At 74.9% G+C, this 25,511-nt stretch carries 25 protein-coding genes; 19 read left to right on the top strand and 6 right to left on the bottom strand.

The window, feature by feature from the left end:
* The first annotated feature begins 13 nt into the window (after positions 1 to 13).
* The 4 genes from ACFC0B_RS15545 (at position 14) to ACFC0B_RS15530 (ending at position 4,218) form a co-directional block, all read left to right on the top strand.
* Positions 14 to 808, top strand: a complete 795-nt coding sequence (locus tag ACFC0B_RS15545; protein WP_376086323.1) for a class I SAM-dependent methyltransferase — start codon at positions 14 to 16, stop codon at positions 806 to 808.
* A gap of 55 nt (positions 809 to 863) precedes the next feature.
* Positions 864 to 1,634 carry a class I SAM-dependent methyltransferase gene (locus ACFC0B_RS15540; RefSeq protein ID WP_376086322.1) on the top strand — a complete coding sequence of 257 codons (771 nt, stop codon included), beginning with the start codon at positions 864 to 866 and terminating at the stop codon, positions 1,632 to 1,634.
* Between the two features lie 119 nt (positions 1,635 to 1,753).
* The gene (gene ilvD, locus ACFC0B_RS15535; RefSeq protein WP_376086321.1) at positions 1,754 to 3,598 is read left to right on the top strand and encodes a dihydroxy-acid dehydratase; all 1,845 of its coding nucleotides are present in this window, start codon (positions 1,754 to 1,756) and stop codon (positions 3,596 to 3,598) included.
* A gap of 92 nt (positions 3,599 to 3,690) precedes the next feature.
* Positions 3,691 to 4,218: a hypothetical protein gene (locus ACFC0B_RS15530; protein ID WP_376086320.1), complete on the top strand. Its 528-nt coding sequence runs from the start codon at positions 3,691 to 3,693 to the stop codon at positions 4,216 to 4,218.
* Between the two features lie 5 nt (positions 4,219 to 4,223).
* Here the strand turns inward: ACFC0B_RS15530 and ACFC0B_RS15525 are convergent, their stop codons facing one another.
* Positions 4,224 to 5,570 carry a hypothetical protein gene (locus tag ACFC0B_RS15525; protein WP_376086319.1) on the bottom strand — a complete coding sequence of 449 codons (1,347 nt, stop codon included), beginning with the start codon at positions 5,568 to 5,570 and terminating at the stop codon, positions 4,224 to 4,226.
* A 113-nt stretch (positions 5,571 to 5,683) separates the two neighbouring features.
* The gene (locus ACFC0B_RS15520) at positions 5,684 to 6,133 is read right to left on the bottom strand and encodes a hypothetical protein (protein ID WP_376086318.1); all 450 of its coding nucleotides are present in this window, start codon (positions 6,131 to 6,133) and stop codon (positions 5,684 to 5,686) included.
* 184 nt (positions 6,134 to 6,317) lie between these two features.
* Here ACFC0B_RS15520 and proC point away from each other — a divergent pair, with 184 nt between their 5' ends.
* The 8 genes from proC (at position 6,318) to ACFC0B_RS15480 (ending at position 13,493) form a co-directional block, all read left to right on the top strand.
* On the top strand, positions 6,318 to 7,145 hold the full coding sequence (gene proC / locus ACFC0B_RS15515) for a pyrroline-5-carboxylate reductase (RefSeq protein WP_376086317.1): 828 nt from the start codon (positions 6,318 to 6,320) through the stop codon (positions 7,143 to 7,145).
* A gap of 34 nt (positions 7,146 to 7,179) precedes the next feature.
* Positions 7,180 to 7,836, top strand: a complete 657-nt coding sequence (locus tag ACFC0B_RS15510) for an HAD family hydrolase (protein WP_376086316.1) — start codon at positions 7,180 to 7,182, stop codon at positions 7,834 to 7,836.
* Between the two features lie 111 nt (positions 7,837 to 7,947).
* The gene (locus ACFC0B_RS15505; protein ID WP_376086391.1) at positions 7,948 to 9,207 is read left to right on the top strand and encodes an MFS transporter; all 1,260 of its coding nucleotides are present in this window, start codon (positions 7,948 to 7,950) and stop codon (positions 9,205 to 9,207) included.
* A gap of 69 nt (positions 9,208 to 9,276) precedes the next feature.
* On the top strand, positions 9,277 to 10,473 hold the full coding sequence (locus tag ACFC0B_RS15500; RefSeq protein ID WP_376086315.1) for an acetoin utilization protein AcuC: 1,197 nt from the start codon (positions 9,277 to 9,279) through the stop codon (positions 10,471 to 10,473).
* Positions 10,474 to 10,724: 251 nt separating this feature from the next.
* On the top strand, positions 10,725 to 10,934 hold the full coding sequence (locus ACFC0B_RS15495) for a helix-turn-helix domain-containing protein (RefSeq protein ID WP_045937940.1): 210 nt from the start codon (positions 10,725 to 10,727) through the stop codon (positions 10,932 to 10,934).
* Positions 10,935 to 11,123: 189 nt separating this feature from the next.
* On the top strand, positions 11,124 to 11,222 hold the full coding sequence (locus ACFC0B_RS15490) for a 30S ribosomal protein bS22 (protein ID WP_003948845.1): 99 nt from the start codon (positions 11,124 to 11,126) through the stop codon (positions 11,220 to 11,222).
* Positions 11,223 to 11,372: 150 nt separating this feature from the next.
* Positions 11,373 to 12,473, top strand: a complete 1,101-nt coding sequence (locus tag ACFC0B_RS15485; protein ID WP_376086314.1) for an NAD-dependent epimerase/dehydratase family protein — start codon at positions 11,373 to 11,375, stop codon at positions 12,471 to 12,473.
* A gap of 6 nt (positions 12,474 to 12,479) precedes the next feature.
* Positions 12,480 to 13,493, top strand: a complete 1,014-nt coding sequence (locus ACFC0B_RS15480) for a lysophospholipid acyltransferase family protein (protein ID WP_376086313.1) — start codon at positions 12,480 to 12,482, stop codon at positions 13,491 to 13,493.
* Between the two features lie 108 nt (positions 13,494 to 13,601).
* Here the strand turns inward: ACFC0B_RS15480 and ACFC0B_RS15475 are convergent, their stop codons facing one another.
* From ACFC0B_RS15475 to ACFC0B_RS15465, 3 genes are all read right to left on the bottom strand, one after another.
* A complete protein-coding gene (locus ACFC0B_RS15475) occupies positions 13,602 to 14,948 on the bottom strand; it encodes a DUF5667 domain-containing protein (protein WP_376086312.1) in 1,347 nt (448 codons plus the stop codon).
* Between the two features lie 280 nt (positions 14,949 to 15,228).
* Entirely contained in the window at positions 15,229 to 16,005 is a 777-nt protein-coding gene (locus ACFC0B_RS15470; RefSeq protein ID WP_376086390.1) for an ECF subfamily RNA polymerase sigma factor, BldN family, read from the bottom strand.
* Between the two features lie 622 nt (positions 16,006 to 16,627).
* Entirely contained in the window at positions 16,628 to 17,623 is a 996-nt protein-coding gene (locus ACFC0B_RS15465; protein WP_376086311.1) for an HAD family hydrolase, read from the bottom strand.
* A 118-nt stretch (positions 17,624 to 17,741) separates the two neighbouring features.
* Here ACFC0B_RS15465 and ACFC0B_RS15460 point away from each other — a divergent pair, with 118 nt between their 5' ends.
* The 7 genes from ACFC0B_RS15460 to hemB all read left to right on the top strand — a co-directional run bounded on the left by ACFC0B_RS15460 (position 17,742) and on the right by hemB (position 25,147).
* Complete coding sequence (locus ACFC0B_RS15460; RefSeq protein ID WP_376086310.1) at positions 17,742 to 18,026, top strand: glutaredoxin family protein; 285 nt, start codon at positions 17,742 to 17,744, stop codon at positions 18,024 to 18,026.
* A 198-nt stretch (positions 18,027 to 18,224) separates the two neighbouring features.
* Positions 18,225 to 19,022 carry an exonuclease domain-containing protein gene (locus ACFC0B_RS15455; protein WP_376086309.1) on the top strand — a complete coding sequence of 266 codons (798 nt, stop codon included), beginning with the start codon at positions 18,225 to 18,227 and terminating at the stop codon, positions 19,020 to 19,022.
* A gap of 101 nt (positions 19,023 to 19,123) precedes the next feature.
* The gene (locus ACFC0B_RS15450; RefSeq protein ID WP_376086308.1) at positions 19,124 to 20,011 is read left to right on the top strand and encodes a redox-sensing transcriptional repressor Rex; all 888 of its coding nucleotides are present in this window, start codon (positions 19,124 to 19,126) and stop codon (positions 20,009 to 20,011) included.
* 31 nt (positions 20,012 to 20,042) lie between these two features.
* Positions 20,043 to 21,380, top strand: coding sequence for a glutamyl-tRNA reductase (locus tag ACFC0B_RS15445; protein ID WP_376086307.1), 1,338 nt, complete (start codon positions 20,043 to 20,045; stop codon positions 21,378 to 21,380).
* A gap of 41 nt (positions 21,381 to 21,421) precedes the next feature.
* Complete coding sequence (gene hemC, locus ACFC0B_RS15440; RefSeq protein ID WP_376086306.1) at positions 21,422 to 22,435, top strand: hydroxymethylbilane synthase; 1,014 nt, start codon at positions 21,422 to 21,424, stop codon at positions 22,433 to 22,435.
* Positions 22,432 to 24,102: a uroporphyrinogen-III synthase gene (locus ACFC0B_RS15435; protein WP_376086305.1), complete on the top strand. Its 1,671-nt coding sequence runs from the start codon at positions 22,432 to 22,434 to the stop codon at positions 24,100 to 24,102. The genes hemC and ACFC0B_RS15435 overlap by 4 nt, the downstream gene beginning before the upstream one ends.
* Before the next feature lie 64 nt (positions 24,103 to 24,166).
* The gene (gene hemB, locus ACFC0B_RS15430; protein ID WP_376086304.1) at positions 24,167 to 25,147 is read left to right on the top strand and encodes a porphobilinogen synthase; all 981 of its coding nucleotides are present in this window, start codon (positions 24,167 to 24,169) and stop codon (positions 25,145 to 25,147) included.
* Positions 25,148 to 25,229: 82 nt separating this feature from the next.
* On the opposite strand, the gene ACFC0B_RS15425 is transcribed toward hemB, so the two are convergent.
* Entirely contained in the window at positions 25,230 to 25,493 is a 264-nt protein-coding gene (locus ACFC0B_RS15425) for a hypothetical protein (RefSeq protein ID WP_376086303.1), read from the bottom strand.
* Between the last annotated feature and the right edge of the window lie 18 nt (positions 25,494 to 25,511).

Here is a 25,511-nt window from a genome sequence, read left to right as displayed (position 1 = left end):
CTCAGGGGGAGACATGGCGGAACAGAGCGGCACCGGAACCAGGCCCGGCGGCGACTTCCGCCGGCTCGCGGAGTCGTTCGGCGGGGTGGCGGCGGCGTACGACCGGGCGCGGCCGTCGTACCCGCCGGAGCTGTTCGACGAGCTGGAGCGGTTGGCGGGCCGGGGCCTGCGGGGTGCCCGGGTGCTGGATGTCGGCGCGGGCACCGGGATCTCGACGCGGCTGCTGGCGGCCCGGGGCGCGGACGTGGTCGGGGTGGAGCCGAGCGCGGGGATGGCGGCGCAGTTCCTGGCGAGCGGTCCGGGGCTGGCGCTGGTCCGGGGCACCGGCGACGACCTGCCGTTCCACGACGACTCGGCGGACTTCGTCACCTACGCCCAGGCCTTCCACTGGACCGATCCCGAGCGCTCCGTCCCCGAGGCGGTCCGCGTCCTGCGCCCCGGCGGCGCCCTCGCCGCGTGGTGGAACGTGAAGGACAGCGGCGTCGCCTGGGTGCGGGCGATGGGCGAGCGGCTCGCCGCCGCGCTGCCCGAGACCTACCACGGCTACGGCGCCGTCCACGAGTTCACCTCCCACCTCGCCCCGTACGGGCTGCGGATCGGGACCGCCGTGCTCCACTGGGAGCGCCGGATCACCGTCGACCACCTGATCTCCGACCTCTCCTCGCGCTCCTACCTCGCCGCGCTCACCCCGGAGCGGCGCGAGCCGCTGCTGGCCGTCGAGCGCGCGGCGCTGCTGGCGGAGTTCCCGGACGGCTGGGTGGTCGAGCCGTACGTGCTGCACCTCACCGTGGCGGTCACCCCGGCCTGACCGTCCGCGCGCGTACGCTGACGCCTGAGATGAACAGCCGTTCCGGGGAGGGGACATGACGGACGTGCAGGAGTTCCGAAAGCTCGCGGAGTCGTTCGGTGGGGTGGCGGCGGCGTACGACCGGGCGCGGCCGTCGTACCCGCCGGAGCTGTTCGACGAGCTGGAGCGGTTGGCGGGCCGGGGCCTGCGGGGTGCCCGGGTGCTGGATGTCGGCGCGGGCACCGGGATCTCGACGCGGCTGCTGGCGGCCCGGGGCGCGGACGTGGTCGGGGTGGAGCCGAGCGCGGGGATGGCGGCGCAGTTCCTGGCGAGCGGTCCGGGGCTGGCGCTGGTCCGGGGCACCGGCGACGACCTGCCGTTCCACGACGACTCGGCGGACTTCGTCACCTATGCCCAGGCCTTCCACTGGACCGATCCCGAGCGCTCCGTCCCCGAGGCGGTCCGCGTTCTGCGCCCGGGCGGCGCCCTCGCCGCGTGGTGGAACGTGATGGACCAGGACGTGCCCTGGGTCCGGGCCGCCGGCGCCCGGGAGCGCGCGCTGTTGCCCGGGGCCGTCCGCCAGTTCGACGAACTGGAGACGGCGGCCGAGCAGTGGCGCCGCGTCGGCCTGGAGTCCGTCAGCACGGTGCTCCGCTGGGAGCGCCGGACCACCGTCGACCAGCTGATCACCGACATCTCCTCGCGCTCCTACGTCGCCGTCCTCGACGAGGACCGTCGCCGCGCGCTGCTGGAGGGCGAGCGCGAGGCGCTGCGGGCCGAGTTCCCGGACGGATCGGTCACCGCGCCGTACCTCCTCGACCTCACCCTCGCGGTGGTCCCCGGCTGACCGCATCGCGGACGCGGCATCCGCCGCCCGGACGGCGGGCGTAGGCTCGACGGACACAGCGGCCCCGCACCCTCCGAACGACCGGGGCCGCCAGCCAGCCTCCGAAGGAGTGGAGCACAGTGCCCGAGCTGAGGTCCCGTACGGTCACCCACGGTCGCAACATGGCAGGCGCCCGGGCGCTTCTCCGGGCGGCCGGCGTAGCCCGCGAGGACTTCGGCAAGCCGATCATCGCGGTCGCCAACTCCTTCACCGAGTTCGTCCCCGGCCACACCCACCTCCAGCCGGTCGGCCGGATCGTCTCCGAGGCGATCAAGGAGGCGGGCGGCATCCCGCGCGAGTTCAACACCATCGCGGTCGACGACGGCATCGCGATGGGCCACGGCGGCATGCTCTACTCGCTGCCCTCGCGCGACCTGATCGCCGACTCGGTCGAGTACATGGTCAACGCGCACTGCGCCGACGCGCTGATCTGCATCTCCAACTGCGACAAGATCACCCCCGGCATGCTGATGGCCGCGCTGCGCCTGAACATCCCGACGGTCTTCGTCTCCGGCGGCCCGATGGAGGCCGGCAAGGCGACCCTGGTCGACGGCACCGTGCGCAAGCTCGACCTGGTCGACGCGATCTCCCAGGCGGTCAACGAGAACGTCTCCGACGAGGACATCGCGATCATCGAGGAGAACGCCTGCCCGACCTGCGGCTCCTGTTCGGGCATGTTCACCGCCAACTCGATGAACTGCCTCACCGAGGCGATCGGCCTCTCGCTGCCCGGCAACGGCTCCGTGCTCGCCACCCACACCGCCCGCCGCGCCCTCTACGAGGACGCCGGCCGCACCGTCGTCGAGATCGCCAACCGCCACTACGGCCAGGACGACCCCTCCGTGCTGCCCCGGGCGATCGCCACCCGCGCGGCCTTCGAGAACGCCATGGCCCTCGACATCGCCATGGGCGGCTCGACCAACACCATCCTCCACCTGCTCGCCGCCGCCCAGGAGGCCGAGCTGGACTTCGACCTGCGGGCCATCGACGCGATCTCCCGCAAGGTCCCCTGCCTCTCCAAGGTCGCGCCCAACGGCTCGTACTACATGGAGGACGTGCACCGGGCCGGCGGCATCCCCGCCATCCTCGGCGAGCTGTACCGCGGCGGGCTGCTCAACGAGGACGTGCACACCGTGCACGCCGACTCGCTCGCCGAGTGGCTGAAGACCTGGGACGTCCGCGGCGGCTCGCCGTCCGCCGAGGCCGTCGAGCTGTGGCACGCCGCCCCCGGCTGCGTCCGCTCCGCCGAGGCCTTCTCGCAGTCCGAGCGCTGGGAGTCGCTGGACACCGACGCCGCCGGGGGCTGCATCCGCGGCGTCGAGCACGCCTACTCCGTCGAGGGCGGCCTCGCCGTGCTGTACGGCAACCTCGCCGAGGACGGCTGCATCGTGAAGACCGCCGGCGTCGACGAGTCGATCTGGACGTTCAGCGGCCCGGCCGTCGTCGTCGAGTCCCAGGAGGACGCGGTCGAGGCGATCCTCGCCAAGCGGGTCAAGGAGGGCGACGTCGTCGTCATCCGCTACGAGGGCCCCAAGGGCGGCCCCGGCATGCAGGAGATGCTCTACCCGACCTCCTTCCTCAAGGGCCGCGGCCTCGGCAAGGCCTGCGCGCTGGTCACCGACGGCCGCTTCTCCGGCGGCACCTCGGGCCTGTCCATCGGCCACGCCTCCCCGGAGGCCGCGTCCGGCGGCACCATCGCCCTGGTCGAGGACGGCGACACCATCGCCATCGACATCCCGGGCCGGCGGATCTCGCTGGAGGTGCCCGCCGAGGTCCTGGACGAGCGCCGCCGCGCGCTGGAGGCCGGCGGCGGCTACCGGCCGAAGAACCGCGAACGCCAGGTCAGCCAGGCCCTGCGCGCGTACGCCGCGATGGCCACCTCCGCCGACAAGGGCGCCGTCCGGGACGTCAGCAAGCTCGGCTGACCCCGCCCGCGGCGGAGCAGCGCCACGAGGAGCCGTCCCGGCCACCGGGACGGCTCCTCCGCCGTTCCCGGCCACCGGGGATAATCGGAACCGTGACCCAGGAACCCAGCCCCACCGCCCAGCCCGCCGGCGCCCCCGAACCGGAGCCGATCCGCTGGTTCGGCACCAGCTGGGTCGAGCGCGGCGGCGACTACCGGCTCCGCCGCGTCCTCGTCCCCGCCGGCGCCCTGCTCTCCGCCGCGGCCGCCGCCCTCGTGCTGCGCTTCGCCGTCGACGGCATCCGGGTGGCCGACAACGGCGGGTTCCTCAACGGGCTGCTGGTCGCCGCCGTCGCGATCTGCTCGCTGCTCGCCGCGCTGCGCACCTGGAAGCTGCTCACCGAGGGCAAGGAGAACCTGACCGGCTGGATGGCCGAGGAGAAGTCGCTCGGCGTGGTCTGGATCATCGGCGGGGTCGGCGCCCTGCTCGCCTACTTCGTCCGCAGCCTGCGCGAGGCCCCGGGCGAGGCCGTCCGGCGCTCCCGCTACGAGCGGGAGCTCGACCGCCACGAGCGCCGGCAGGCCAACCGCAGCGGGCGGCCCGGCGCCAGGACGCCGGGCCGGGCCAAGCGCCGGCGCTGAGCCGGTCAGCTCCGGCTGGCCGTCCCACAGACGTCGCTCGTGTTCGGCGGCTGGGTGAGGTCGTACGGGTCCTCGGTCGGCCCGGACTGGTTCGGGTTCGGTGCCTGGGCGGCCGCGAACTGGTCGAACTGCGGGTGGTAGTAGCCGTCGTGAACGCCGCATTCGCTGTTGGCGGCGTCGGACCGGTGGCGGGCGACGTAGAGCTTGCCGGGCTCGACGTCGAACCTCGCCGGGTCGTAGAAGCGGAACGTGTCCGCCCGGCGCACCAGGGTCCGCGTCGTCCAGGTGTCCCCGGCCACGTCGTCCACCGGGGTGAGCAGGCCCACCGGCTTGACCGCGCCGGCCGCCGGCCCGGTCGGCGCCGGGGCGTCCGACGGCTGCGCCGGCCGGGAGGGCTTGGGCGCCGTGGCGCGCTTGGCCGCGTCCGGGCCGGGCCGGACGGGGTACACGAAGGTGAAGTCGGTGTGCACCAGCACACCCCGGTCGCCGTCCCCCTCCACACTGATCCACCCCTGGAGCCGGTAGCCGTCGCCGATCGGGATCGCGTCGCGTGCGTCGAAGCGGCTGAACCAGGTGGTGGGGCTGGACTCGGAGGAGGGCCGGGCGAGTGCCTTCTCGGCCGTCTCCCGGAGATCGGACTCGAGCATGGCCAGGGCCGCCTCGGGGCGGGCACCGGCCACCACCTTCGGGTCCAGGTTGGCCGCGGCCAGGTATGCCTTGACCAGCTCGACCTGGTCGGCCACCTGCTGAGCGGTGAACACCCCGGTGGCCGCCGGCGGCTCCTTGGGCTCGAACACCGTGATGCTGGTGGGCCACCCTTCTGCGGGGGACCCGGCCCACGGGTGGTCGACGGTCGGCTGCGTCGGGTCGACCGGGGGAGGCGGGGCGGTCGGCTGGGCCGTCGCCGGGGCGATCGTCGGGACGGGGGCCGTGCTCGCCGTGTCGCCGGAGCGCTTCTGGTACCAGGACCGCAGCCCGTCGATGTTCAGCGCGGCGAGCACCAGGGCGACGGCCAGCACCACGAACAGCGGGGTGCGCCACTCCAGGGAGCGCCGCGGCCGCGGGTTGCCCCACGCGTCGACCGGCCGGCCCCTGCGGGCGAACCGCTTCTTCGGCGCCGGCCCGTCGTTCACCGAGCGGCGGCCGCCCGGGTCGACCGGCGGGGTGTGCTTCCACTGGGCGGCGAGCATCCGGGTGCGGCCCGCCTGCTCCTTGACGGAGGCGCCCCGGACGAACTCCTCGTCGAGGACGAGGTCGGCGAACGGGTCCTTCCCGTCCGGTCCGGACGAGGCGTTCCCGTCCGGTTCCCGGCCCTCGGACGGGCGCGGTTCTGGATCTTCGGCGATCGGCATCGCGCCAGTATGCCGACGGGGGGTGACAGGAGTTCGATCGGGGCCACACCAGTCGGTGAACCCGCCGGCGGTGTGCGGCGATCGGCCCGTTCCGTCCGTGTTCCGGCCTGCGGTCAGCCCTTGCCCCGGGCCCGCTTCACCGATCCGACCACCCCCGCGACGGTCAGCACCATGGCGGCCGGCAGCAGCGACAGCAGGAGCGCGCCGAACAGGCCCTCGTCCCCGACGAACAGCTGCACCAGGGTGTTCAGCACCAGCATCCCGCCGGCCGCCGGCAGCGCCGCCTGCCAGGGGTGGTCGTTCGCCCAGCGGTCGAGCCGCCGGTCGCCGGACTCCCGGCGCAGCCGGCCGCCGACCGCGCCGACCAGGAAGAAGAAGAACAGGCCCCAGCCGGCCGGACCGGCCAGCATGCTCGACGACCAGTCCCCGTCGATCAGATCGATCGCCAGGTCCGTCGCCCCCACCACCGCACCGACTCCCGCGGCCGTGCGCCACGGCCCCAAGGTCGCCGCGGCGACGGCGACCTGCCGGTTCTCACGTCGGGACATCTCTCCGTGTGCCATGACTCCACGGTGCGCCCGCGCCCACCCCCGGGCCATAGGGGAGAACCCGGGTTTTCGCCTTAGGGGTCGTGTGCCGGCCTCCGCCCGCGGGCTGACCGCAGAGTGGACGCTGCCGCCGGTGGCGGGCGCGCGGTGCGAGGATGGCCGCGGTACCGGAACGCGGCACCGGAGGCAAGGAGCGGCCATGACCAGCAGCGCGGCGCACGGACAGAAGATCGCCTTCCTCGGCACGGGCAAGATCGGGGAGGCCCTGCTCTCCGGTCTGCTGCGGGCCGGCAAGGACCCGGGGGACGTCCTGGTGACCGCCCGCCGCCCGGAGCGGGCCGCCGAACTGGCCGACCGGTACGGGGTCGGCGTGGTGGGCAACACCGAGGCCGCCAAGCTCGCCGACACCCTGATCCTCGCGGTGAAGCCGCAGGACATGGGCACCCTGCTGGACGAGCTGGCGCCGCACGTCGACCCGGACCGGCTGGTGATCTCGGCGGCGGCCGGCATCCCCACCGCCTGGTTCGAGGCCCGGCTGGCGGCCGGCACCCCGGTGGTCCGGGTGATGCCGAACACGCCCGTCCTGGTCGACGAGGGCATGAGCGTCATCTCCGGCGGCTCGCACGCCACCGAGGCGCACCTGGAGCGGGCGGAGGAGATCTTCCGCTCGGTCGGGAAGGCGCTGCGGCTGCCCGAGTCCCAGCAGGACGCGGCGACCGCGCTCTCCGGCTCCGGCCCGGCGTACTTCTACTTCCTGGTCGAGGCGATGACCGACGCGGGCATCCTGCTCGGCCTGCCCCGGCAGGTGGCGCACGACCTCATCGTGCAGTCGGCGATCGGCGCCTCGGTGATGCTGCGGGACTCCGGCGAGCACCCGGTGAAGCTGCGCGAGGCGGTCACCTCGCCGGCCGGCACCACCATCGCGGCCATCCGCGAGCTGGAGAACCACGGGGTGCGGGCGGCCCTGCTGGGCGCCCTGGAGGCGGCCCGGGACCGCTCCCGGGAGCTGGCCTCCGGCGGCAGGTGACCGCCGCGGGCGGGCACGCCTTAGGGTCGAACGCATGACCTATGAGCTGGTGATCTTCGACAACGACGGTGTGCTGGTGGACAGCGAGCCGCTCTCCAACCGGCTGCTGGCCGCGTACCTGACCGAGCTGGGCTACCCGACCACGATCGAGGACTCCTACCGGGACTTCATGGGCACCGCCGCGCACAAGGTGCACGACGTGATCGCCGAGCGGTACGACGGCGCCCGGCTCCCGGAGGGCTTCGACGAGGCCTTCCACGGCCGGGTCTTCGACGCCTTCGCCACCGAACTCGCCGCCGTCCGGGGCGCGGAGGCGCTGCTGAAGGAACTCCAGCGGCGCTCCGTGCCCTACTGCCTGGCCTCCTCCGCCCACCACAGCTGGATCCGCGCCGCGCTGGACGCCGCCGGCCTGCGCGGCCACCTCGCGGAGGAGCGGATCTTCAGCGCCCAGGACGTCGGCGTCGGCAAGCCCGCGCCGGACCTCTTCCTGCACGCGGCCCGCACCCTGGGCGTCGACCCGGCGGCCTGCCTGGTGCTGGAGGACAGCCCCAACGGTGTGCTCGCCGCCCGCGCGGCCGGCATGGACGTCTACGGCTACACGGCGCTGACCGACCCGGCGAAGCTCACCGCGGCCGGCGCCACCGGGCTGATCGCCGACCTCGCCGAGGTCCCCGCCCTGCTGGGGCACTGAGCCCCCGCGCGTCCCGTCGTGCGCGGGTCGTGCGCACCCCCTCCCGCGATCGCCCGTCTGCCCCTACGCTCTCGCCTCACCACCGCCGTACCGGCCAGTAGCGAGGTGCATGTGCGAACCGAGGGCGCCGACAACGCCGACCGTGCCGCGAGCCCGGCGATCACGCCCGGCCTCCGGGCCGCCCGGGCCGCGCTGGCCGCGAGCTTCCTGCTCCAGGGCGTCACCTTCGCCCTGCTGGTCACCTGCATCCCGGAGATCCAGGACCGGTACGGGCTGGGCGACGCGCTGCTGCCGCTCTTCCTGGCCGCCGTGCCGGTCCTGGCCGGCGCGGGGTCGATCGCCTCCGAGCGACTCGTCCGCCGGACCGGCCCGCGGGCCGTGCTGCGGGTGGTCCAGCCGGCCGTCTGCGCCACCCTGGCCGCCGTCGGCCTCGGCGACACGCTCTGGCAACTGGCGCTCGCCCTGGGCGCCTTCGGCCTGCTGGTCGGCGCGCTGGACGCCAGCATGAACATGCTCGGGGTCGGCCTCCAGCACCGCTACGGCCGCTCCGTGATGCTCGGCTTCCACGCCGCCTTCAGCCTCGGCGGCATCCTCGGCGCGGCCGTGGCCGGTCTCGGCGCGCACTACGGACTCGGCCTGCCGGTGCTGTTCGGGACGGCGGCCGCCGTGATCGCCCCGCTCGCGCTGCTGGCCGGCACCCTCCGCCGGCCTTCGGACGCCGGGCCCGCCGACCTCGTCGACGCCGTCCGGGAGGCCGCCGAGGCCGCCGCCCGGACGATCCCCTGGCGTCCGCTGCTGCCGCTCTGCCTGGCGATGGCCTTCGCCTACATCGCCGACGCCTCGGTCTCCAACTACAGCGTCAAGTACCTGACCGACGGACTGGGCAGCCCCGAGGACGTCGCCAAACTCTCCTACCTCGGCTACATGGTGGCGATGCTGCTCGGCCGGGCGCTCGGCGACCGCGCCGTGCAGCGCTGGGGCGCCGTCCCGGTGGTGCGCGGCGGCGCGGCGCTGGCCGCGCTCGGCTTCGCGGCGGCCGCCGCCGCGCCGGGCGCCTGGGCCGGGATCGCCGGGTTCACCCTGCTGGGCCTCGGGATCTGCGCGATCATCCCGCAGGTCTTCGCGGCCGGCGGACGGCTCTTCCCGGCGGACTCGGACGCCGCCGTGGCCCGGCTCAACCTCTTCAACTACGTCGGCTTCCTGATCGGCTCGCCCCTGGTCGGCGCCCTGGCGGACGCGAGCTCGTACCGCTGGGCGCTGCTCGCGCCGATGCTGCTGGTGCTGGCCGTCCTGCCGCTCGCCGACCGCTTCGCCCCGGCCTCGGCGGCCGCCGCCCCCGCGCCGACGACGGCGGGCCGGGTCGGGGCCTGACGCCCGTACAACTGCCGTTCAAGGACCCGTTGCCCGGCCGGGCCGTCCCCACCGACTACGGTGGACGCCATGCCCGACGCCGAGCGTGACACCTCCTGCGGCCTGCACCTCTTCTGGGACGAGGAGGTCACCGCCTACGACTTCGGCCCCGGCCACCCGATGGACCCGACCCGGCTGGCGCTCACCATGCGCCTGGTGGAGGACCTCGGCCTCGCCGCCGGCCCGGGTGTCACCGTCCGGTCCGCGCCGCCCGCCGGCGAGTCCACCTTGCGCCTGGTGCACACCGCCGAGTACGTCGAGGCGGTCAAGTACGCGGCCGCCCACCCCGAGCGGCAGGACGTGCGGCACGGCCTCGGCACCGACGACAACTGGGCCTTCCCCGCCGTCCACTCCGCCTCCGCGCTGATCGCCGGCCAGTCCGTCGCCGCCGCCGAGGCCGTCTGGCGCGGCGAGACCCCGCACGCGGTCAACTTCGCCGGCGGCCTGCACCACGCCATGCCCGACCGCGCCTCCGGCTTCTGCGTCTACAACGACCCGGCGCTCGCCATCGCCCGGCTGCTCGAACTCGGTGCCGAACGGGTCGCCTACGTCGACGTCGACGTCCACCACGGCGACGGCGTCCAGGAGGCCTTCTGGAACGACCCCCGGGTGCTCACCGTCTCGCTGCACGAGCACCCCGCCACCCTCTTCCCGCAGACCGGCTGGGCCACCGAGACCGGCGGCCCCGGCGCCGAGGGCTCGGCCGTCAACCTCCCGCTGCCGGCCGGCACCGGGGACACCGGCTGGCTGCGCGCCTTCCACGCCCTGGTGCCCGAGCTGCTCGCCGCCTTCCGCCCGCAGGTCATGGTCACCCAGCACGGCGCCGACACCCACCTGGAGGACCCGCTCGCCCACCTCGCGGTCACCGTGGACGCCCAGCGGGCCATCGCCCAGGAGCTGCACGAGCTGGCCCACGAGCACGCCGACGGCCGCTGGATCGCCCTCGGCGGGGGCGGCTACGCCGTCGTCGACGTCGTCCCGCGGACCTGGACCCACCTGGTCGCCACCGCGGCCGGCCGCCCCGTCGACCCGGCCACCGAGACCCCGGAGACCTGGCGCGCCGAGGTCTACCGGCGCACCCGCCGCCCGGCCCCGCTGCGGATGACCGACGGCGCCCGTCCGGTCTGGCGCGACTTCGACGCGGGATACGATCCGGCGGACCGCCTCGACCAGGCGATCCTGGCCACCCGCCGCGCCGTCCTGCCGCACCACGGTCTGATGCCCTGACCCGGGCGGCCGAACCGGTGCCACCGCTTGTGAAGACCTGGTGCCCGGTAGCGTTCCGTGCGCACGCCGACTAGTGCAGACCGCCGATCGGCTACGTACTGCAACGGACTTATCCCTCACCGTACGAGGACTGCGCTTCTCCCTCTTCCCACTGGTACCACCCATAACTACTCTGGGGATACACGTGTGCCGGTGGAGTCACCGGAGGGGAAGCCGGTGCCTTGCACACGGGTAAGGGTCGGGTGATGGTCATGAGTTCCGGCGAACGCCCCTTGCAGGACGTCGTCTTCCTGACCGTGGCGGAGGTGGCCGCGGTCATGCGGGTCTCCAAGATGACGGTCTACCGGTTGGTGCACAGCGGTGAGCTGCCCGCCATCCGGGTCGGCCGCTCGTTCCGGGTGCCCCAGCAGGCAGTGCACGAGTACCTCAAGGAGTCCTACGTGCGGCTCGAGAGCGCGTAGGCGGGCCGGTCCGGCACGGGGTCCACCACGGTGGACCCCGTCTCCGTTCGCCCCGGATTCGCCTTGAGTTCGCCCGCCTCGGGGAGCGCGATTACGGCCCTGGGCGTGTGGAATGTAGGCTAGGCCCTCCGTCAGTCGTATGGACTCCGTCTCTCACGGGCGAGAGTCTCAGTGAGCGAGGGTTGTTCCGTGGGCTCTGTCATCAAGAAGCGTCGCAAGCGTATGGCCAAGAAGAAGCACCGCAAGCTTCTCAAGCGCACGCGCGTCCAGCGTCGCAACAAGAAGTAAGCGCCCCCGGCCGCGCCCTGCGCGCCCAGCGCTTCGTACCGCCCGCCCAGGCCCCCGTGGCCTGGGCGGGCGGTGTCGTTTCCCGGCCCGCCGGGGCGGCGCGGTACGGTGCACGCAGGCCTCCCGGGCCGAGGAATGGGGTGCAGCGCTGTGGGAACGGTCGTGCTCGTCACCGGCGTGGCCCGCCACCTCGGCGCCCGCTTCGCCGCCGAGCTGCGTTGCCGGCCGGGGGTGGACCTGGTGGTCGGCGTGGACGTGCAGCCGCCGCGCCCGGCGCTGCGCGCGCTCGCGGAGCCGGAGGGGCCCGCCGCGCCGTACCGCTTCCACCAGCTCGACCTGCGCCGCCCCGCCGTGGCGCGGGTGATCGCCGAGCACGGCGTCGACACGGTCGTCCACCTCGCGGTCAGCGCCACCGGGCTGGGCTCCACCCACCGCTCCGCGGTGAAGGAGTCCAACGTGATCGGCACCATGCAGCTGCTCGGCGCCTGCCAGAAGGCGCCGGGGGTGCGGCGGCTGGTGGTGAAGTCGACCACCGGCGTCTACGGCTCGGCGCCGCGCGACCCGGCGGTGTTCACCGAGCGGACCCAGCCGAAGGTGCTGCCGGGCGGCGGCTTCGCCAAGGACGCCGTCGAGGTGGAGGGCTACGTCCGCGGCTTCGCCCGGCGCCGCCCGGACGTCGCGGTCACCGTGCTGCGGTTCGCCAACATCGTCGGCCCGGGCGCCGACACCCCGCTGAGCGACTACTTCGCGCTGCCGGTGCTGCCGACCGTCCTCGGTTACGACCCCCGGCTGCAGTTCGCCCACGAGGACGACGTGGTCGAGGTGCTCTGCCGGTCCTCCTTCCCGGCCGAGCCGGGCACCGTGAACACCGGCACCTTCAACGTCGCGGGGGAGGGCGTGCTGCTGCTCTCCCAGTGCGCCCGCCGGCTGGGCCGGCCGACCCTGCCGCTGCTGCTGCCCGCCGTCAGCTGGATGGCCGGGCTGGCCCGGCAGACCCGGCTGGTCGACGTCTCGCCCGAGCAGCTGCGGCTGCTGACCCACGGCCGGGTGGTGGACACCGCGCGGCTGCGCGAGGCGTTCGGCTACCGCCCGGTGTTCACCACCCCGGAGGCCTTCGCGGACTTCGCCGCCGCGCAGTCGCCGGGCCTGCTGCCGCCGCGGCGGCTGACCGCCGTCACCGACGGCCTGGCCGCGCTGCTGGCCGGTCCCGACGCCGCCGCCACCGCCCGACCGCACCGACCCAGGAGCTGAACCCGCATGAGTGCCGCCGCAGAGAACGCGCCGGGTGAGGCGAAGGTCATCCCGATCGAGTCCGCCCCCAGCTGGACCGAGCCGCCGGCCGGCGGCCCCGGTCTGGCCGACCGGGTCGCCGACGCCGTCGGCGGAGCGCTGGCCGGGCGGCTCGGCGCCGCCGCGACCCGGGCGTTCGGCAAGGGCTGGGAGGACCGGGCGGCCGACGGCCTGTCCTTCCTGCGCCGCCGGATCACCGGAGACTACGAGGTCGACGAGTTCGGCTTCGACCGGGAGCTCACCGAGGAGGTGCTGCTCGGGCTGCTGCGGCCGCTGGCGGAGAAGTACTTCCGGGTGGAGGTGCGCGGGATCGAGAACATCCCGGCCGAGGGCGGCGCGCTGATCGTGGCCAACCACTCCGGGACGATCCCGCTGGACGCCCTGATGACCCAGGTGGTGATACACGACCACCACCCCGCCCACCGGCACCTGCGGATGCTCGCCGCCGACCTGGTGTTCGTGCTGCCGGGCGTCAACGAGCTGGCCCGCAAGGCCGGGCACACCCTGGCCTGCAACGAGGACGCCCGGGCGCTGCTGGAGCGCGGCGAGCTGGTCGGGGTCTGGCCGGAGGGCTTCAAGGGGATCGGCAAGCCGTTCGCGGAGCGGTACAAGCTGCAGCGGTTCGGCCGGGGCGGCTTCGTCTCCTCGGCGCTGCGGGCGGGGGTGCCGATCGTGCCGTGCTCGATCGTCGGGGCGGAGGAGACCTATCCGATGATCGGGAACCTCAGGACGGTGGCCCGGCTGCTGGGCCTGCCGTACGTGCCGATCACGCCGACCTTCCCGTGGCTGGGGCCGCTCGGGGCGGTGCCGCTGCCGACCAAGTGGATCATCGAGTTCGGCGAGCCGATCGCCACCGACCGGCACCCGGCGGAGGCGGCGGACGACCCGATGCTGGTCTTCGACCTCGCGGACGAGGTGCGGGAGACCATCCAGCACACGCTCTACCAGCTGCTGGTGCAGCGGCGGTCGGTGTTCTTCTGACGGCCGGACCGCGCCGGTCGGCCCGGTCGACCTGCGCGGTCCGACCGACGCGGGCGGGCCCCGGCGGACAGGGTGTCCGCCGGGGCCCGCGCCGTCCTCCCGCGCCCGTCAGCCGCCGAGGATCCGCAGACCGGGCAGCAGGCCCGGGATCAGCGGGGGCACCTCGACGCCCTGCTGGGCGGCACCGTCGCCCGCGCCGCTCGGCGTCCCGCCCGGCGCCGCCGGGGTCTGGTCCGGCGCCGGCGCCGGGGCGGCGGCGTCCGCGCTGGGGGAGGGCTTGGCGCCGGTGAGCCCGCTGGTGAGGTCGTCGACCAGTCCGCCGACCGGGGCCGGGACGAGATTGCCCGGGCCGCCCGTCAGCGGTGCGGCCGGCGCGGCGGGGGCCGCCGGGGCGGCGGGGATGCCGCCCTGGGGCGGGACCTGCGGGGCGCCGCCCGGCCTGCCGCCGACCGCCGGGCCGCCGGTGGCGCCGCCCTGGGCGGGCGCGTCGCCGACCGCCGGGTTGCCGCCGGGAACCGTCCCGGCCGACGGCGCGCCGGAGCCGCCGGCGCCCGGACCGTGGCTGCCGCCGCCCGCCCCGCCGCCGGCCGGCGCACCGCTCTCGGCGGGCTGCTGGACCAGGCGCAGGGGCGCGACGTCCTGGCTTATGTCGTCGAAGAGCTGGTCCACCAGGTGGGCCTGCGGGGTGAGCTGGACCGGGAGCCGGGACTGGAGCTCCGCCCAGGTGCCGTCCTCGTCCTGGGCGAAGCCCGCCAGGGCCCGCATCGGGTCGAGCGAGCCGTTGGTGCGGTAGACGGCCCGCAGCAGGTCGCGCCCCTTGAGGGCGTCGGCGTGCATGGCGTCCAGAGCCCTGCGGACCTGCTCGACGGTGCCCGGGCTGAGCGCGCCGCCGGTGCCGGTCCGGCCGACCAGGGACCGCGCCTCGCCGAGGCGGGTGGCCGCGTTGTCGAGGAGCAGTTCGCCGCGTTCGCTGTCGGAGTTCGCGAGGTTGAGCCGCAGGCCCTCCAGTCCGCGCTTCATGCCGTACAGCGGGTCGCCGGGAAGGGCGTTGCCGCTGGCGGCCGCGACGCCGGCGAAACTGCCGACGGCGAGGCCGGCGACGAGTCCGCCGATCGCGAACCGGCGGCTCCAACGCCCGCGCGGAGCGGTGCGGATGGCCCGGTGGCGGCGCTGCCGCGGCACGGTGGCGCCCGGGCCGCCCGCGAAGGCCTGCTCGAACGCGGCCACCAGCTGGGCGCGTTGGACAGTCCGGACCTCGTGGTCGAGTTCCGGGGCGGGCAGCGCGCGCAGCGCGCCGACCGTGTCGATGAGTTCCGCCATCGCGGCCGAACCGGCGTGCCCGCCAGCGGTGTTGGCCGAGCCGTCACCGTCGGCGGCGCGTTGCTCCGCCCGGTGGGCCTCCAGCGCCTCGGCGAAGGCCTTCGCGCGCCGGTGCTCCAGCACGTTTGCCGTCACGGGCCACACCTCCCTTCGTCGTTGTCGACACCCCGGCCTGCCGGACGGTTGCCCCGGCAAGCCATAGCCACTCCATCGGGTGAGAGGTCGCAATTCGACTTGACCGTACGCCTGGTGGGGGCTTGCACGCTGGCCAACGAGCGGTGCGGGCGGTCGGTTACGCGCGGCTGATCATCGGACCGACCGTTCACCCGGATGTGTCGGGCCGTCCCCGAAGGTGACGGCCCGCTCCCTATCTCTCCCGCCGCTTCCCCGGAGCCCTCCCCGGAACCCCGCCGGCTCACCGCGCGTCCGGCGGGAGCAGGCGGGCCAGGGTGCGCACGGCGCGGTACTGGAGGGTCTTGATGGCACCCTCGTTCTTGCCCATGATCCGGGCGGTCTCGGCGACCGAGAGCCCCTGCAGGAAGCGGAGGGTGACGCACTCCTGCTGCTGCGGGTTCAGCCGGCGGACGGCCTCCAGCAGGGCGGCGTTGGAGAGCGACTCCAGCACCGACTCCTCGGGGCTGCGCTCGCACTCGTTGGAGTCGAGCATCTCGCCGGTGGTGACCTCCAGCCGGAAGCGGCTGGACTTGAAGTGGTCGGCGACGAGGTTGCGGGCGATGGTCACCAGCCAGGCGCCGAAGTCCCGGCCCTGCCAGGTGAAGGTGCCGATCCGGCGCAGCGCGCGCAGGAACGTCTCGCTGGTGAGGTCCTCGGCGGTGGCCCGGCTGCCGACCCGGTAGTAGATGTAGCGGTAGACGGTGTCCGCGTAGTGGTCGTAGAGCCGGCCGAAGGCCTCGCTCTCGCCGGCCTGGGCCCGCTCGACCAGCTCCATGATCGGGTTGTGCTCGGTCTCGTAACCGGGGCCAGTGGTGGTGCGGGAGCGGCTGCGGCCGCCGGAGGTGCCGGTGCGGCCGCGTGCGCCGGTGCCGGTCGATCCGGCGGCGGTGGTGCGCAGCAGCGGGCCGCCGGCGGTGGCGGGTCCGGGGCCGGACGGGGCTCCGGCGGGCACCAGTTGGGGGGTGGCGGCGAGCTGGCTGCGGAGCAGGGTGCGCAGCAGGTCCAGGCCGGTGGAGATCTGCCGGGGCGGGACGGTGCGGCCGCGCAGGCCGGTGCGGGAGCGCAGGGGCGCGGACGACGGGCGGGAGGGTGCAGGCGCGTCGTTCCGGACGGGTGGGTACACGGGACTCCCAGAGGCAGAACTGTGGACGGATCACCTCCGCCTGCGCGGAGAGCACGTCCGTCCCGCCCGGTCGTACCTGCGGCGGGTGGGTGACGTGCATCCAGGAGAGAATAACGCTTTGTGCAATGACAGCTACACCGTGTGGTCGAAGTGGTCGTTTGGGATCCGCATGGGGTGCATATCCGGCCGACACTGACCGAACACGTCAGCGATCGCCTGGCTCAATGTGACAGAACGGGTGCACCAGGTGACCGATTCGGGCGCGCGTCGGGCGGTTTCCCGGCCCGGCGGCCGGATAATCCCCGACTTTCGCGAGCTGGCGAACGATCAGATCCGGTCACGGGGTGGCGGGTTCGGTCGGCGAGCCGGACGGCCCCGCGGCGCGCGGGAGTTCGCCCGTACGAGCGGCCTGGTCAGCGTGCGGATTGACCGCGCTCACCCCGGCGAGGGGCGCCCGGGCGAGGGGTGCGGAGCGGGCGCGCGGCGACGCTCCGGCCGGGCCGGCGGGAGCGGTGGCTCAGCCGCGGTGGCGGCGGTGCAGCGCGACCCCGGCCGCGGCGGCGCCGGCTGCCACCCCGAGCGCGGCGGCCGCCGGCAGGCCCACCCGGGCCGCCTTCCGCCCGGTCCGGAAGTCCCGGACCCGCCACCCCTGCGCCCGGGCGTGCCGCCGCAGCGCGCCGTCCGGGTTCACCACGTACGGGTGGCCGACCAGCGAGAGCATCGGGATGTCGTTGGCCGAGTCGCTGTAGGCGGCGCACCGGTCGAGGTCCAGCCGCTCGCGCCGGGCCAGCGAGCGCACGGCGGCCGCCTTGGCCGGCCCGTGCAGCAGCTCGCCGACCAGCCGGCCGGTGTACGCGCCGTCGCGGGCCTCGGCCACGGTGCCGAGCGCGCCGGTCATGCCGAGCCGGGCCGCGATGATCCGGGCCACCTCCACGGGGGCGGCGGTGACCAGCCAGACCCGCTGCCCGGCGTCCAGGTGCATCTGCACCAGCGCGCGGGTGCCCGGCCACACCTTGTCGGCGATGACGTCCTCGAAGACCTCCTCGCAGAGCGCCTCCAGGTCGGCGGTCCGCTTGCCGGCCACCACGCCGAGCGCGGTGTGCTTGGCGTCCGCCATGTGCTCCGGGTCCTCGGCGCCGTGCAGCCGGAACCAGGCCTGCTGCCAGGCGAACCGGGCGATGTCCCGGCGGCTGAGGAAGCCGCGCCGGTAGAGGCCGACGCCGAGGTAGAAGATCGCGGCGCCGCGCAGGATGGTGTTGTCGCAGTCGAAGAACGCGGCGGCGCGCGGGTCGTCCGGCTCGGGCGTGTGGTTGCCCTCGGGGGCCTTGGGCGCCTTGCCGCGCTTGGCCGGCCGGTCCTCCGCGGGCTCCTGGGGACCCTCGGCCGCCGCGGCGGGCGGCTCCGGCGCGGCCCGCAGGGCGGCCTCCGCCGCCTCGGCCGCGGCCTCGCCCGCCAGGGCGGTCCGCGAGCTGGTGGATCGCCTTGTCTGGATGAGCCTTCGGAGCACGGCCATGGCACCGAGCATAGCCAGCGACCTGCGCGAAGGCCGTGACGGCGGCATGCCCGGCGGGTGAACGGGAGGGGGGCCGGTCGTGTCCGGCCCGTTTGTAGGGGCGTCGCACAATGGCGGGGTGAGCCCACTGCTGCGACGTGACAAGAACCCGGGGCCGAAGCCGGCCGACCGGACGGTGACCCTGGTGGCCAAGCCCGGCTGCCACCTGTGCGACGACGCCCGGGAGGTGATCGTCCGGGTGACCTCCGAGCTGGGCGCGGCCTTCGAGGAGAAGGACATCACGCAGGACGAGGAGCTCTACCGGCGCTACTGGGAGCAGATCCCGGTCACCCTGGTCGACGGCCGCCAGCACGACTTCTGGCGCGTGGACGAGAAGCGCCTGCGCGCCGCCCTCGGCGCCTGACCCCACCCGCCCCGGCCCGGAGGAGCCCTCCCGCCGGACCCGCCCGGAGACGCCCCGGCGCCCCCGCCGTCCGGCGGGGGCGGTTCGCCGAATCGTTGTGAAGATTCCGCGTGCGCGGCTTGGGGCGCCCCCCGCCGCTCGGCTTACGATCGAACTCGTTTGCGCCCATGGGGGGCTGAGCACGCGAGGAGTGCCGCCATGCTTCCCGGCCCGCCCCCGGCAGCGCCCGCCGACCCGCCGGCCGCGCGCGGGGGCTTCGCCGTGGTGGACGTGGAGGCGACCGGCCGCAGCCCCTGGCGGCACCGGGTGGTCGAGGTGGCCGTGGTGCTGCTGGACGAGCGGCTCCGCGCGGAGGGCGAGTTCTCCACGCTGCTGGACCCGCTGGGTCCGGTCGGCCCGACCCATGTGCACCGGATCGCGCAGGAGGACGTCGAGGGCGCCCCGCGGTTCCGCGAGATCGCGCCGAGGCTGCTGGAGCTGCTGGCCGGCCGGGTGCTGGTCGGCCATCACGTCACCTGCGACCACGCTTTCCTGGACCGCGAGTTCGCCCGGATCGGGGTGCCGCTGCCGCCGGTGCCGCTGCTGTGCACCATGCGGCTGGCCCGCGCCCATCTGCCGGAGGCCGGCGGTTTCGGCCTGGCGGCCTGCGTGGCGGCGGCCGGCCTGGGCGGCTTCGCCGCGCACACCGCGCTGGGCGACGCCCGCGCCACCGCCGGCCTGCTGCGGCACTGCCTGGACGCGCCGTCCTGTCCGCCGGGGGACTGGACGGAGCCGCTGCGGGAGGCGGCCCGGGTGCCGTGGCCGCGGCTGGGCCGGGCGCGCTCCCGCCCGTCGGGCGAGCCGGTCCCGCTGGTCCTGCGCGACCTCGCCCGCCCGGCCCCGGTGCCCGCCCCGCGCGAGCTGCCGGAGCGTCTCCTGTACGGTCCCCGGCCACCCGCCGCACCGCCCCCGGCGACGGCCCGGAAATCGGCCGGTGCTATGGGTTCACCGGCGTGATGCGCATCACTGTGCAGGGACAAATCGGACACCATCTTTGTGCACACGTTCACAAACGCATAGCCTGGCTGCCAAAGCCCAGCTTCACCCACAGGAGCACCGTGGCAATCGGCCGATCACCACAGAGCAGTTCGCAGACGCCCGACCCGGGCGCCGCGCGCCGACCCTCGCGTGCCCGGGGAATCCCGGAGGCGACGGTCGCGCGGCTGCCCCTCTATCTGCGCGCGCTCACCGCGCTCTCCGAGCGCTCGGTGCCGACCGTCTCCTCCGAGGAACTGGCCGCCGCGGCCGGGGTGAACTCCGCCAAGCTCCGCAAGGACTTCTCCTACCTGGGCTCCTACGGCACCCGCGGCGTCGGCTACGACGTCGAGTACCTCGTCTACCAGATCTCCCGCGAGCTGGGCCTGACCCAGGACTGGCCGGTCGTCATCGTCGGCATCGGCAACCTCGGCCACGCGCTCGCCAACTACGGCGGCTTCGCCTCCCGCGGCTTCCGGGTCGCCGCCCTGCTCGACGCCGACCCGGCCGTGGTCGGCAGCAGCGCGGCCGGCCTGCCCGTGCGCCACATGGACGAACTGGAGTCCATCGTGGAGAGCCAGCACGTCTCGATCGGCGTCATCACCACCCCGCCCGGCGCGGCCCAGCAGGTCTGCGACCGGCTGGTCGAGGCCGGCGTCACCAGCATCCTGAACTTCGCCCCGACCGTGCTGACCGTCCCGGACGGTGTGGACGTGCGCAAGGTGGACCTCTCCATCGAGCTGCAGATCCTCGCCTTCCACGAGCAGCGCAAGGCCGGCGACGAGCCGGACCGCACCGAGTCCGTGCTCGACCGGGCCCCCGGCCCGGTGCGCGCCGCCGCCGCCAAGCTCCGCCGGGCGGCCGGGGGCAGCGGCAAGACGCGCGCGGCCGCCGAGGACGCGGACCCGGCGGCGAAGGGCAAGCCCGGCAAGGCCGGCGAGGGCGAGCTGTCCGCGGTGATGCCGGCATGAGCACCGAGAATCGTGGGACCAGGGAGCGGGCGTGAGTCTTCTCGTCGTAGGGCTGAGCCATCGCACGGCCCCGGTCGGCGTGCTGGAGCGCGCCGCGCTGACCGGTGGCGTGCCGACCCGGCTGCTGCACGACGCGGCCGCGTCCGCGACCGTCGCCGAGGCCGCGCTGCTGAACACCTGCAACCGGATCGAGCTGTACGCCGACGTGGACAAGTTCCACGCCGGCGTCGCCGAGCTGTCGCTGCTGCTCGCCCACCACAGCGGCGTCGACCTGGAGGAGCTGACCTCGCACCTCTACGTCCACTACGAGGACCGCGCCGTCCACCACCTCTTCTCGGTGGCCTGCGGCCTGGACTCGATGGTGGTCGGCGAGGGCCAGATCCTCGGCCAGCTGCGCGACGCCCTGGCCAAGGCCCAGGAGGAGCACACCGCCGGGCGCGGCCTGAACGAGCTGTTCCAGCAGGCGCTGCGGGTCGGCAAGCGCGCGCACAGCGAGACCGGCATCGACAAGGCCGGCCAGTCGCTGGTGACCTTCGGCCTGGAGCAGGTCGCGGCCGGCGCGGGCGAGATCGCGGGCAAGCGGGCGCTGGTCGTCGGCGCGGGCTCGATGAGCTCGCTGGCCGCCGCCACCCTGGTCCGCTCGGGCGTGACCGACCTGCTGATCGCCAACCGGACGCCGGCCCGCGCCGAGCGGCTGGCCGAGATCCTCGGCGCCGACGTCGCCCGCACCCTGGAGCTGTCCAAGGTGCCCGAGGCGCTGGCCGACGTCGACCTGGTGATCTCCTGCACCGGCGCGGCCGGCGTGGTGATCAAGGCGGACGACGTCGCCGCCGCCGTCGCCGTGCGCGCCGGCTCGACCCCGCTGGCCTTCCTCGACCTCGCCATGCCGCGCGACGTCGACCACGCCGTGCACGAGCTGCCCGGCGCGCTGCTGGTCGACCTGGAGAGCCTCTCGCACGCCCACGCCGCCACCCCCGGCGCGGGCGACGTGGACGCCGTCGCCGGCATCGTCTCCGACGAGGTCTCCGCCTTCGGCGCCGCCCAGCGGGCCGCGCGGATCGCCCCCACCGTGGTGGCGCTGCGCGCGATGGCCTCCGAGGTGGTCGCCGCCGAGCTGGGCCGCCTGGACTCCCGGCTGCCCGGCCTGGACGAGCGCTCGCGCGCCGAGATCGGCCAGACCGTCCGCCGGGTGGTCGACAAGCTGCTGCACGCCCCCACCGTGCGGGTGAAGCAGCTGGCCGCCGAGCCGGGCGGCGCCTCCTACGCGGAGGCCCTGCGTGAACTCTTCGACCTCGACCCGGCCGCCGTCCACGCGGTCTCGGGCACCCCGATCGGCACCCAGCAGCCTGCGGGCGGGGGCGCCGGATGAACCGTCAGCCATCCCACGAGTACCACCGGGACGATCACCTCATGAATGGTCAACCGCTCACCGGCCGGACGCCGGACGCCACCGTCGCACCCCTGCGGCTCGGCACCCGGCGCAGCGCGCTCGCCATGGCCCAGTCGGGCATGGTCGCCCGTGAGGTGACCCGCGTCACCGGGCGCGCCGTCGAGCTGGTGGAGATCACCACCTACGGCGACACCTCCCGCGAGGCGCTGGCCCAGATCGGCGGCACCGGGGTGTTCGTCTCCGCGCTGCGCGACGCCCTGCTGGAGGGCCGGATCGACTTCGCCGTGCACTCCCTCAAGGACCTGCCGACCGCGGGCGCCGAGGGCCTGGTGCTGGCGGCCGTCCCGCAGCGCGAGGACAGCCGCGACGCCCTGGTGGCGCGCGAGGGCCTGGCGCTGGGCGAACTGGTCGAGAAGCTGGCCGGCGCCGGCCGCCCGGCCCGCATCGGCACCGGCTCGCCGCGCCGGATGGCGCAGCTCAACGCCTGGGCCCGGGCCAACGGCGCCCAGCTGGAGACGGTCGCGATCCGCGGCAACGTGGACACCCGGATCGGCTTCGTCACCTCCGGCGAGCTGGACGCGGTGGTGCTGGCCACGGCCGGCCTGAACCGGCTCGGCCGGGCCGCCGAGATCTCCGGGCACCTCGACCCCGAGCTGATGATCCCGGCCCCGGGCCAGGGCGCGCTCGCCGTCGAGTGCACCGCCGCGAACACCGCGTTGGCCGCCGCGCTGTCGGCCCTCGACCACGCCCCCACCCGGGTCGCGGTGGCCGCCGAGCGCGCCCTGCTGGGCACCCTGGAGGCCGGCTGCTCCGCGCCGGTCGCCGCGCTGGCCGTCTGGGAGCACCGATCCGAACTGCGGCTGGAGGGCGTGGTCGGCACCGTCGACGGCGCCACCCTGCTGAAGATGTCCGCCCACGGTCCGATCGTCCTCGACGAGACCGCCGAGCAGCAGGCGGCGGCCCTCGGCCGCGCGCTGGCCGCCCGGCTGCTCGACGCGGGCGCGGCCGCCCTGATGGGGGAGCGAGCCCGATGAGCCCCACCACCGCCACCGACAGCCCGTTCCCGGCCGACAGCCCGTTCGGGGGCAGCGTCCCCGCCCACGGCCGCTGCACCTTCCTGGGCGCGGGTCCCGGCGACCCGGGCCTGCTGACCCTGCGCGCGGTCGAGGTGCTGGCCTCCGCCGACGTGCTGGTCGCCGACCCGCTGACCGCCGCCACGGTGCGCAGCCACTGTCCGGCCGGTGTGCAGGTGCACACCCCCGGCGTGGAGGGGCCGGACTTCGACCTGGCCCGCCTGGTCGCCGAGGCCGTGCGGTCCGGCAAGCACGTGGTGCGGACCGTCGACGGCGACCCGGGCCTGGACGGCTGCGCGGCCGAGGAGATGCTCGGCTGCGCCGGTGCCGGGATCGCCTTCGAGGTGATCCCGGGCGTCGCCCAGTCGGTCGGCGTGCCGGCCTACGCGGGCGTGCCGCTGCGCGGCGCGGCCGGTACCGACGTGCGCTTCGTGGAGGCCGCCGCGCTGCTGGCCGGGTCCCCGGTGGACCTGGGCGCGCCGGAGACCACCCTGGTCGTGCGCACCACCCTGGGCCAGCTGCCGGCCACCGCCAACGCGCTGGTCGCCAACGGCCGCAAGCCGGACTCCGCGCTGAGCGCGACGCTCTCCGGCACCACCACCCGCCAGCGCACCTTCACCGCGACGCTGGCCTCCATCGCGGCCGACCTCAAGGCCGCCCGGGTGCTGCCCTCCCCGGTCTCCGCCCCGGTGGACCCGGCCACCGCGGTCATAGCCGTGGTCGGTGAGCAGGTCGCCCACCGCGCCTCGCACTCCTGGTTCGAGACCAAGCCGCTGTTCGGCTGGAACGTGCTGGTGCCGCGCACCAAGGAGCAGGCGCACGGCCTCTCCGAGCAGCTGCGCTCGTACGGCGCGGTGCCGCAGGAGGTGCCGACCATCGCGGTCGAGCCGCCGCGCACCCCGCAGCAGATGGAGCGGGCGATCAAGGGCCTGGTCACCGGCCGCTACGAGTGGATCGCCTTCACCTCGGTGAACGCGGTGCGCGCGGTGCGCGAGAAGTTCGAGGAGTACGGCCTGGACGCCCGGGCGTTCGCCGGGATCAAGGTCGCGGCGGTCGGCGAGACCACCGCGCAGGCGCTGGTGGACTTCGGCGTGAAGCCGGACCTGGTGCCCTCCGGCGAGCAGTCCGCGGCCGGGCTGCTGGAGGACTGGCCGCCGTACGACCCGGTGTTCGACCCGATCGACCGGGTGCTGCTGCCGCGCGCCGACATCGCCACCGAGACCCTGGTGGCCGGCCTGGTCGAGCTGGGCTGGGAGGTCGACGACGTGACGGCGTACCGGACGGTGCGCGCCTCGCCGCCGCCGGCCGAGACCCGTGAGGCGATCAAGGGCGGCGGTTTCGACGCGGTGCTGTTCACCTCGTCCTCGACCGTGCGGAACCTGGTCGGCATCGCGGGCAAGCCGCACAACGTGACGGTCATCGCCTGCATCGGCCCGGCCACCGCCAAGACCGCCGAGGAGCACGGCCTGCGGGTCGACGTGATGGCCCCGGCCCCGTCGGCGGCCGCGCTGGCCCAGGCGCTGGCAGACTTCGGGGCCAAGCGGCGGGACACCGCGACCGCCGCGGGGGAGCCGGTCTACCGGCCCAGTGAGCGCCGTCCGGGCTCGCGCCGCAAGGCCGCCCGCTGACGTAGAGACCGGGGGCGGCCGACCGCCGCCCCCGGTACCGCACCATCGTTCGGAGAGAGAAGCCGTGTCCGCCGAATTCCCGTACGTCCGCCCGCGCCGCCTGCGCTCGACCCCGGCGGTCCGCCGCCTGGTCGCCGAGACCCGGCTGCACCCGGCGGAGCTGATCCTGCCCGCGTTCGTCCGCGAGGACATCACCGAGCCGAAGCCGATCTCCTCGATGCCCGGCGTCGTCCAGCACACCCGGGACACCCTGCGGAAGGCCGCGGTGGAGGCCGCCGAGGCGGGGGTCGGCGGCATCATGCTGTTCGGCCTGCCCGAGGTGAAGGACGCCGTCGGCTCCGAGGGGACCAACCCGGACGGCATCCTCCAGCAGGCGATCCGCGACGTGGTCGCGGAGGTCGGCGACCAGCTGGTGGTCATGTCGGACCTCTGCCTGGACGAGTTCACCGACCACGGCCACTGCGGCGTGCTGGCCGAGGACGGCGCCGTGGACAACGACGCCACCCTGGCGCGCTACGCCGAGATGGCCGTGGTGCAGGCCGAGGCCGGCGTCCACATGGTCGGCCCGTCGGGCATGATGGACGGCCAGATCGGCGTGATCCGCCGGGCGCTGGACGAGGCGGGGCACCAGGGCGTGGCCGTGCTCGCCTACACCGCCAAGTACGCCTCCGCCCTGTACGGGCCGTTCCGCGAGGCCGTCAACTCCTCGCTCAAGGGCGACCGCAAGAGCTACCAGCAGGACCCGGCCAACGCCCGGGAGGCGCTGCGCGAGCTGGAGCTGGACCTCGCCGAGGGCGCAGACCTGGTGATGGTCAAGCCCGCCATGCTCTACCTGGACGTGCTGCGCCAGGTCGCCGACGCCTCCCCGGTGCCGGTGTCCGCGTACCAGATCTCCGGTGAGTACGCGATGGTGGAGGCCGCCGCGGCCAACGGCTGGATCGAGCGCGAGCGCACCATCCTGGAGACCCTCACCTCGATCCGCCGGGCCGGTGCCGAGCAGATCCTCACCTACTGGGCCGTCGAGGCCGCCGCGATGCTCAAGTAGCGGACGCCGCCGCAGCAGCCGCGCACGCCGAAGGCCGGGTCCCCCCGACGGGAGGGGGCCCGGCCTTCGTCATGCGTCGCGATCAGTCGCCGATGTGGGCGAAGCCGCCGCCACCACCGGCGAGCTCGGTGGAGGTCGCGGCGCCCCAGCCGAACTCGCCGGCCTTGATGTGCGAGGTGTGGGCGATGCCCCCGCCCCCGCCGGCCGCGAACACCGGGTCGGCGGAGGCGACGAACCCGCCGCCGCCGGCCACGCCGACGTGCGCGGACGCCGCCGGGACGGCGAGGCCGGCCAGCGCCAGCGCGCCGATGGCGGTCAGGGTGATCTTGCCCAGCGTGCTCTTCATGGATCTGCCCTTTCTTCC

Source organism: Kitasatospora sp. NPDC056184, from assembly GCF_042268405.1.
Classification (GTDB): Bacteria; Actinomycetota; Actinomycetes; order Streptomycetales; family Streptomycetaceae; genus Kitasatospora.
Note: the sequence above shows the minus strand (reverse complement) of the source record. Positions and strands in the feature narration are given on the sequence as shown.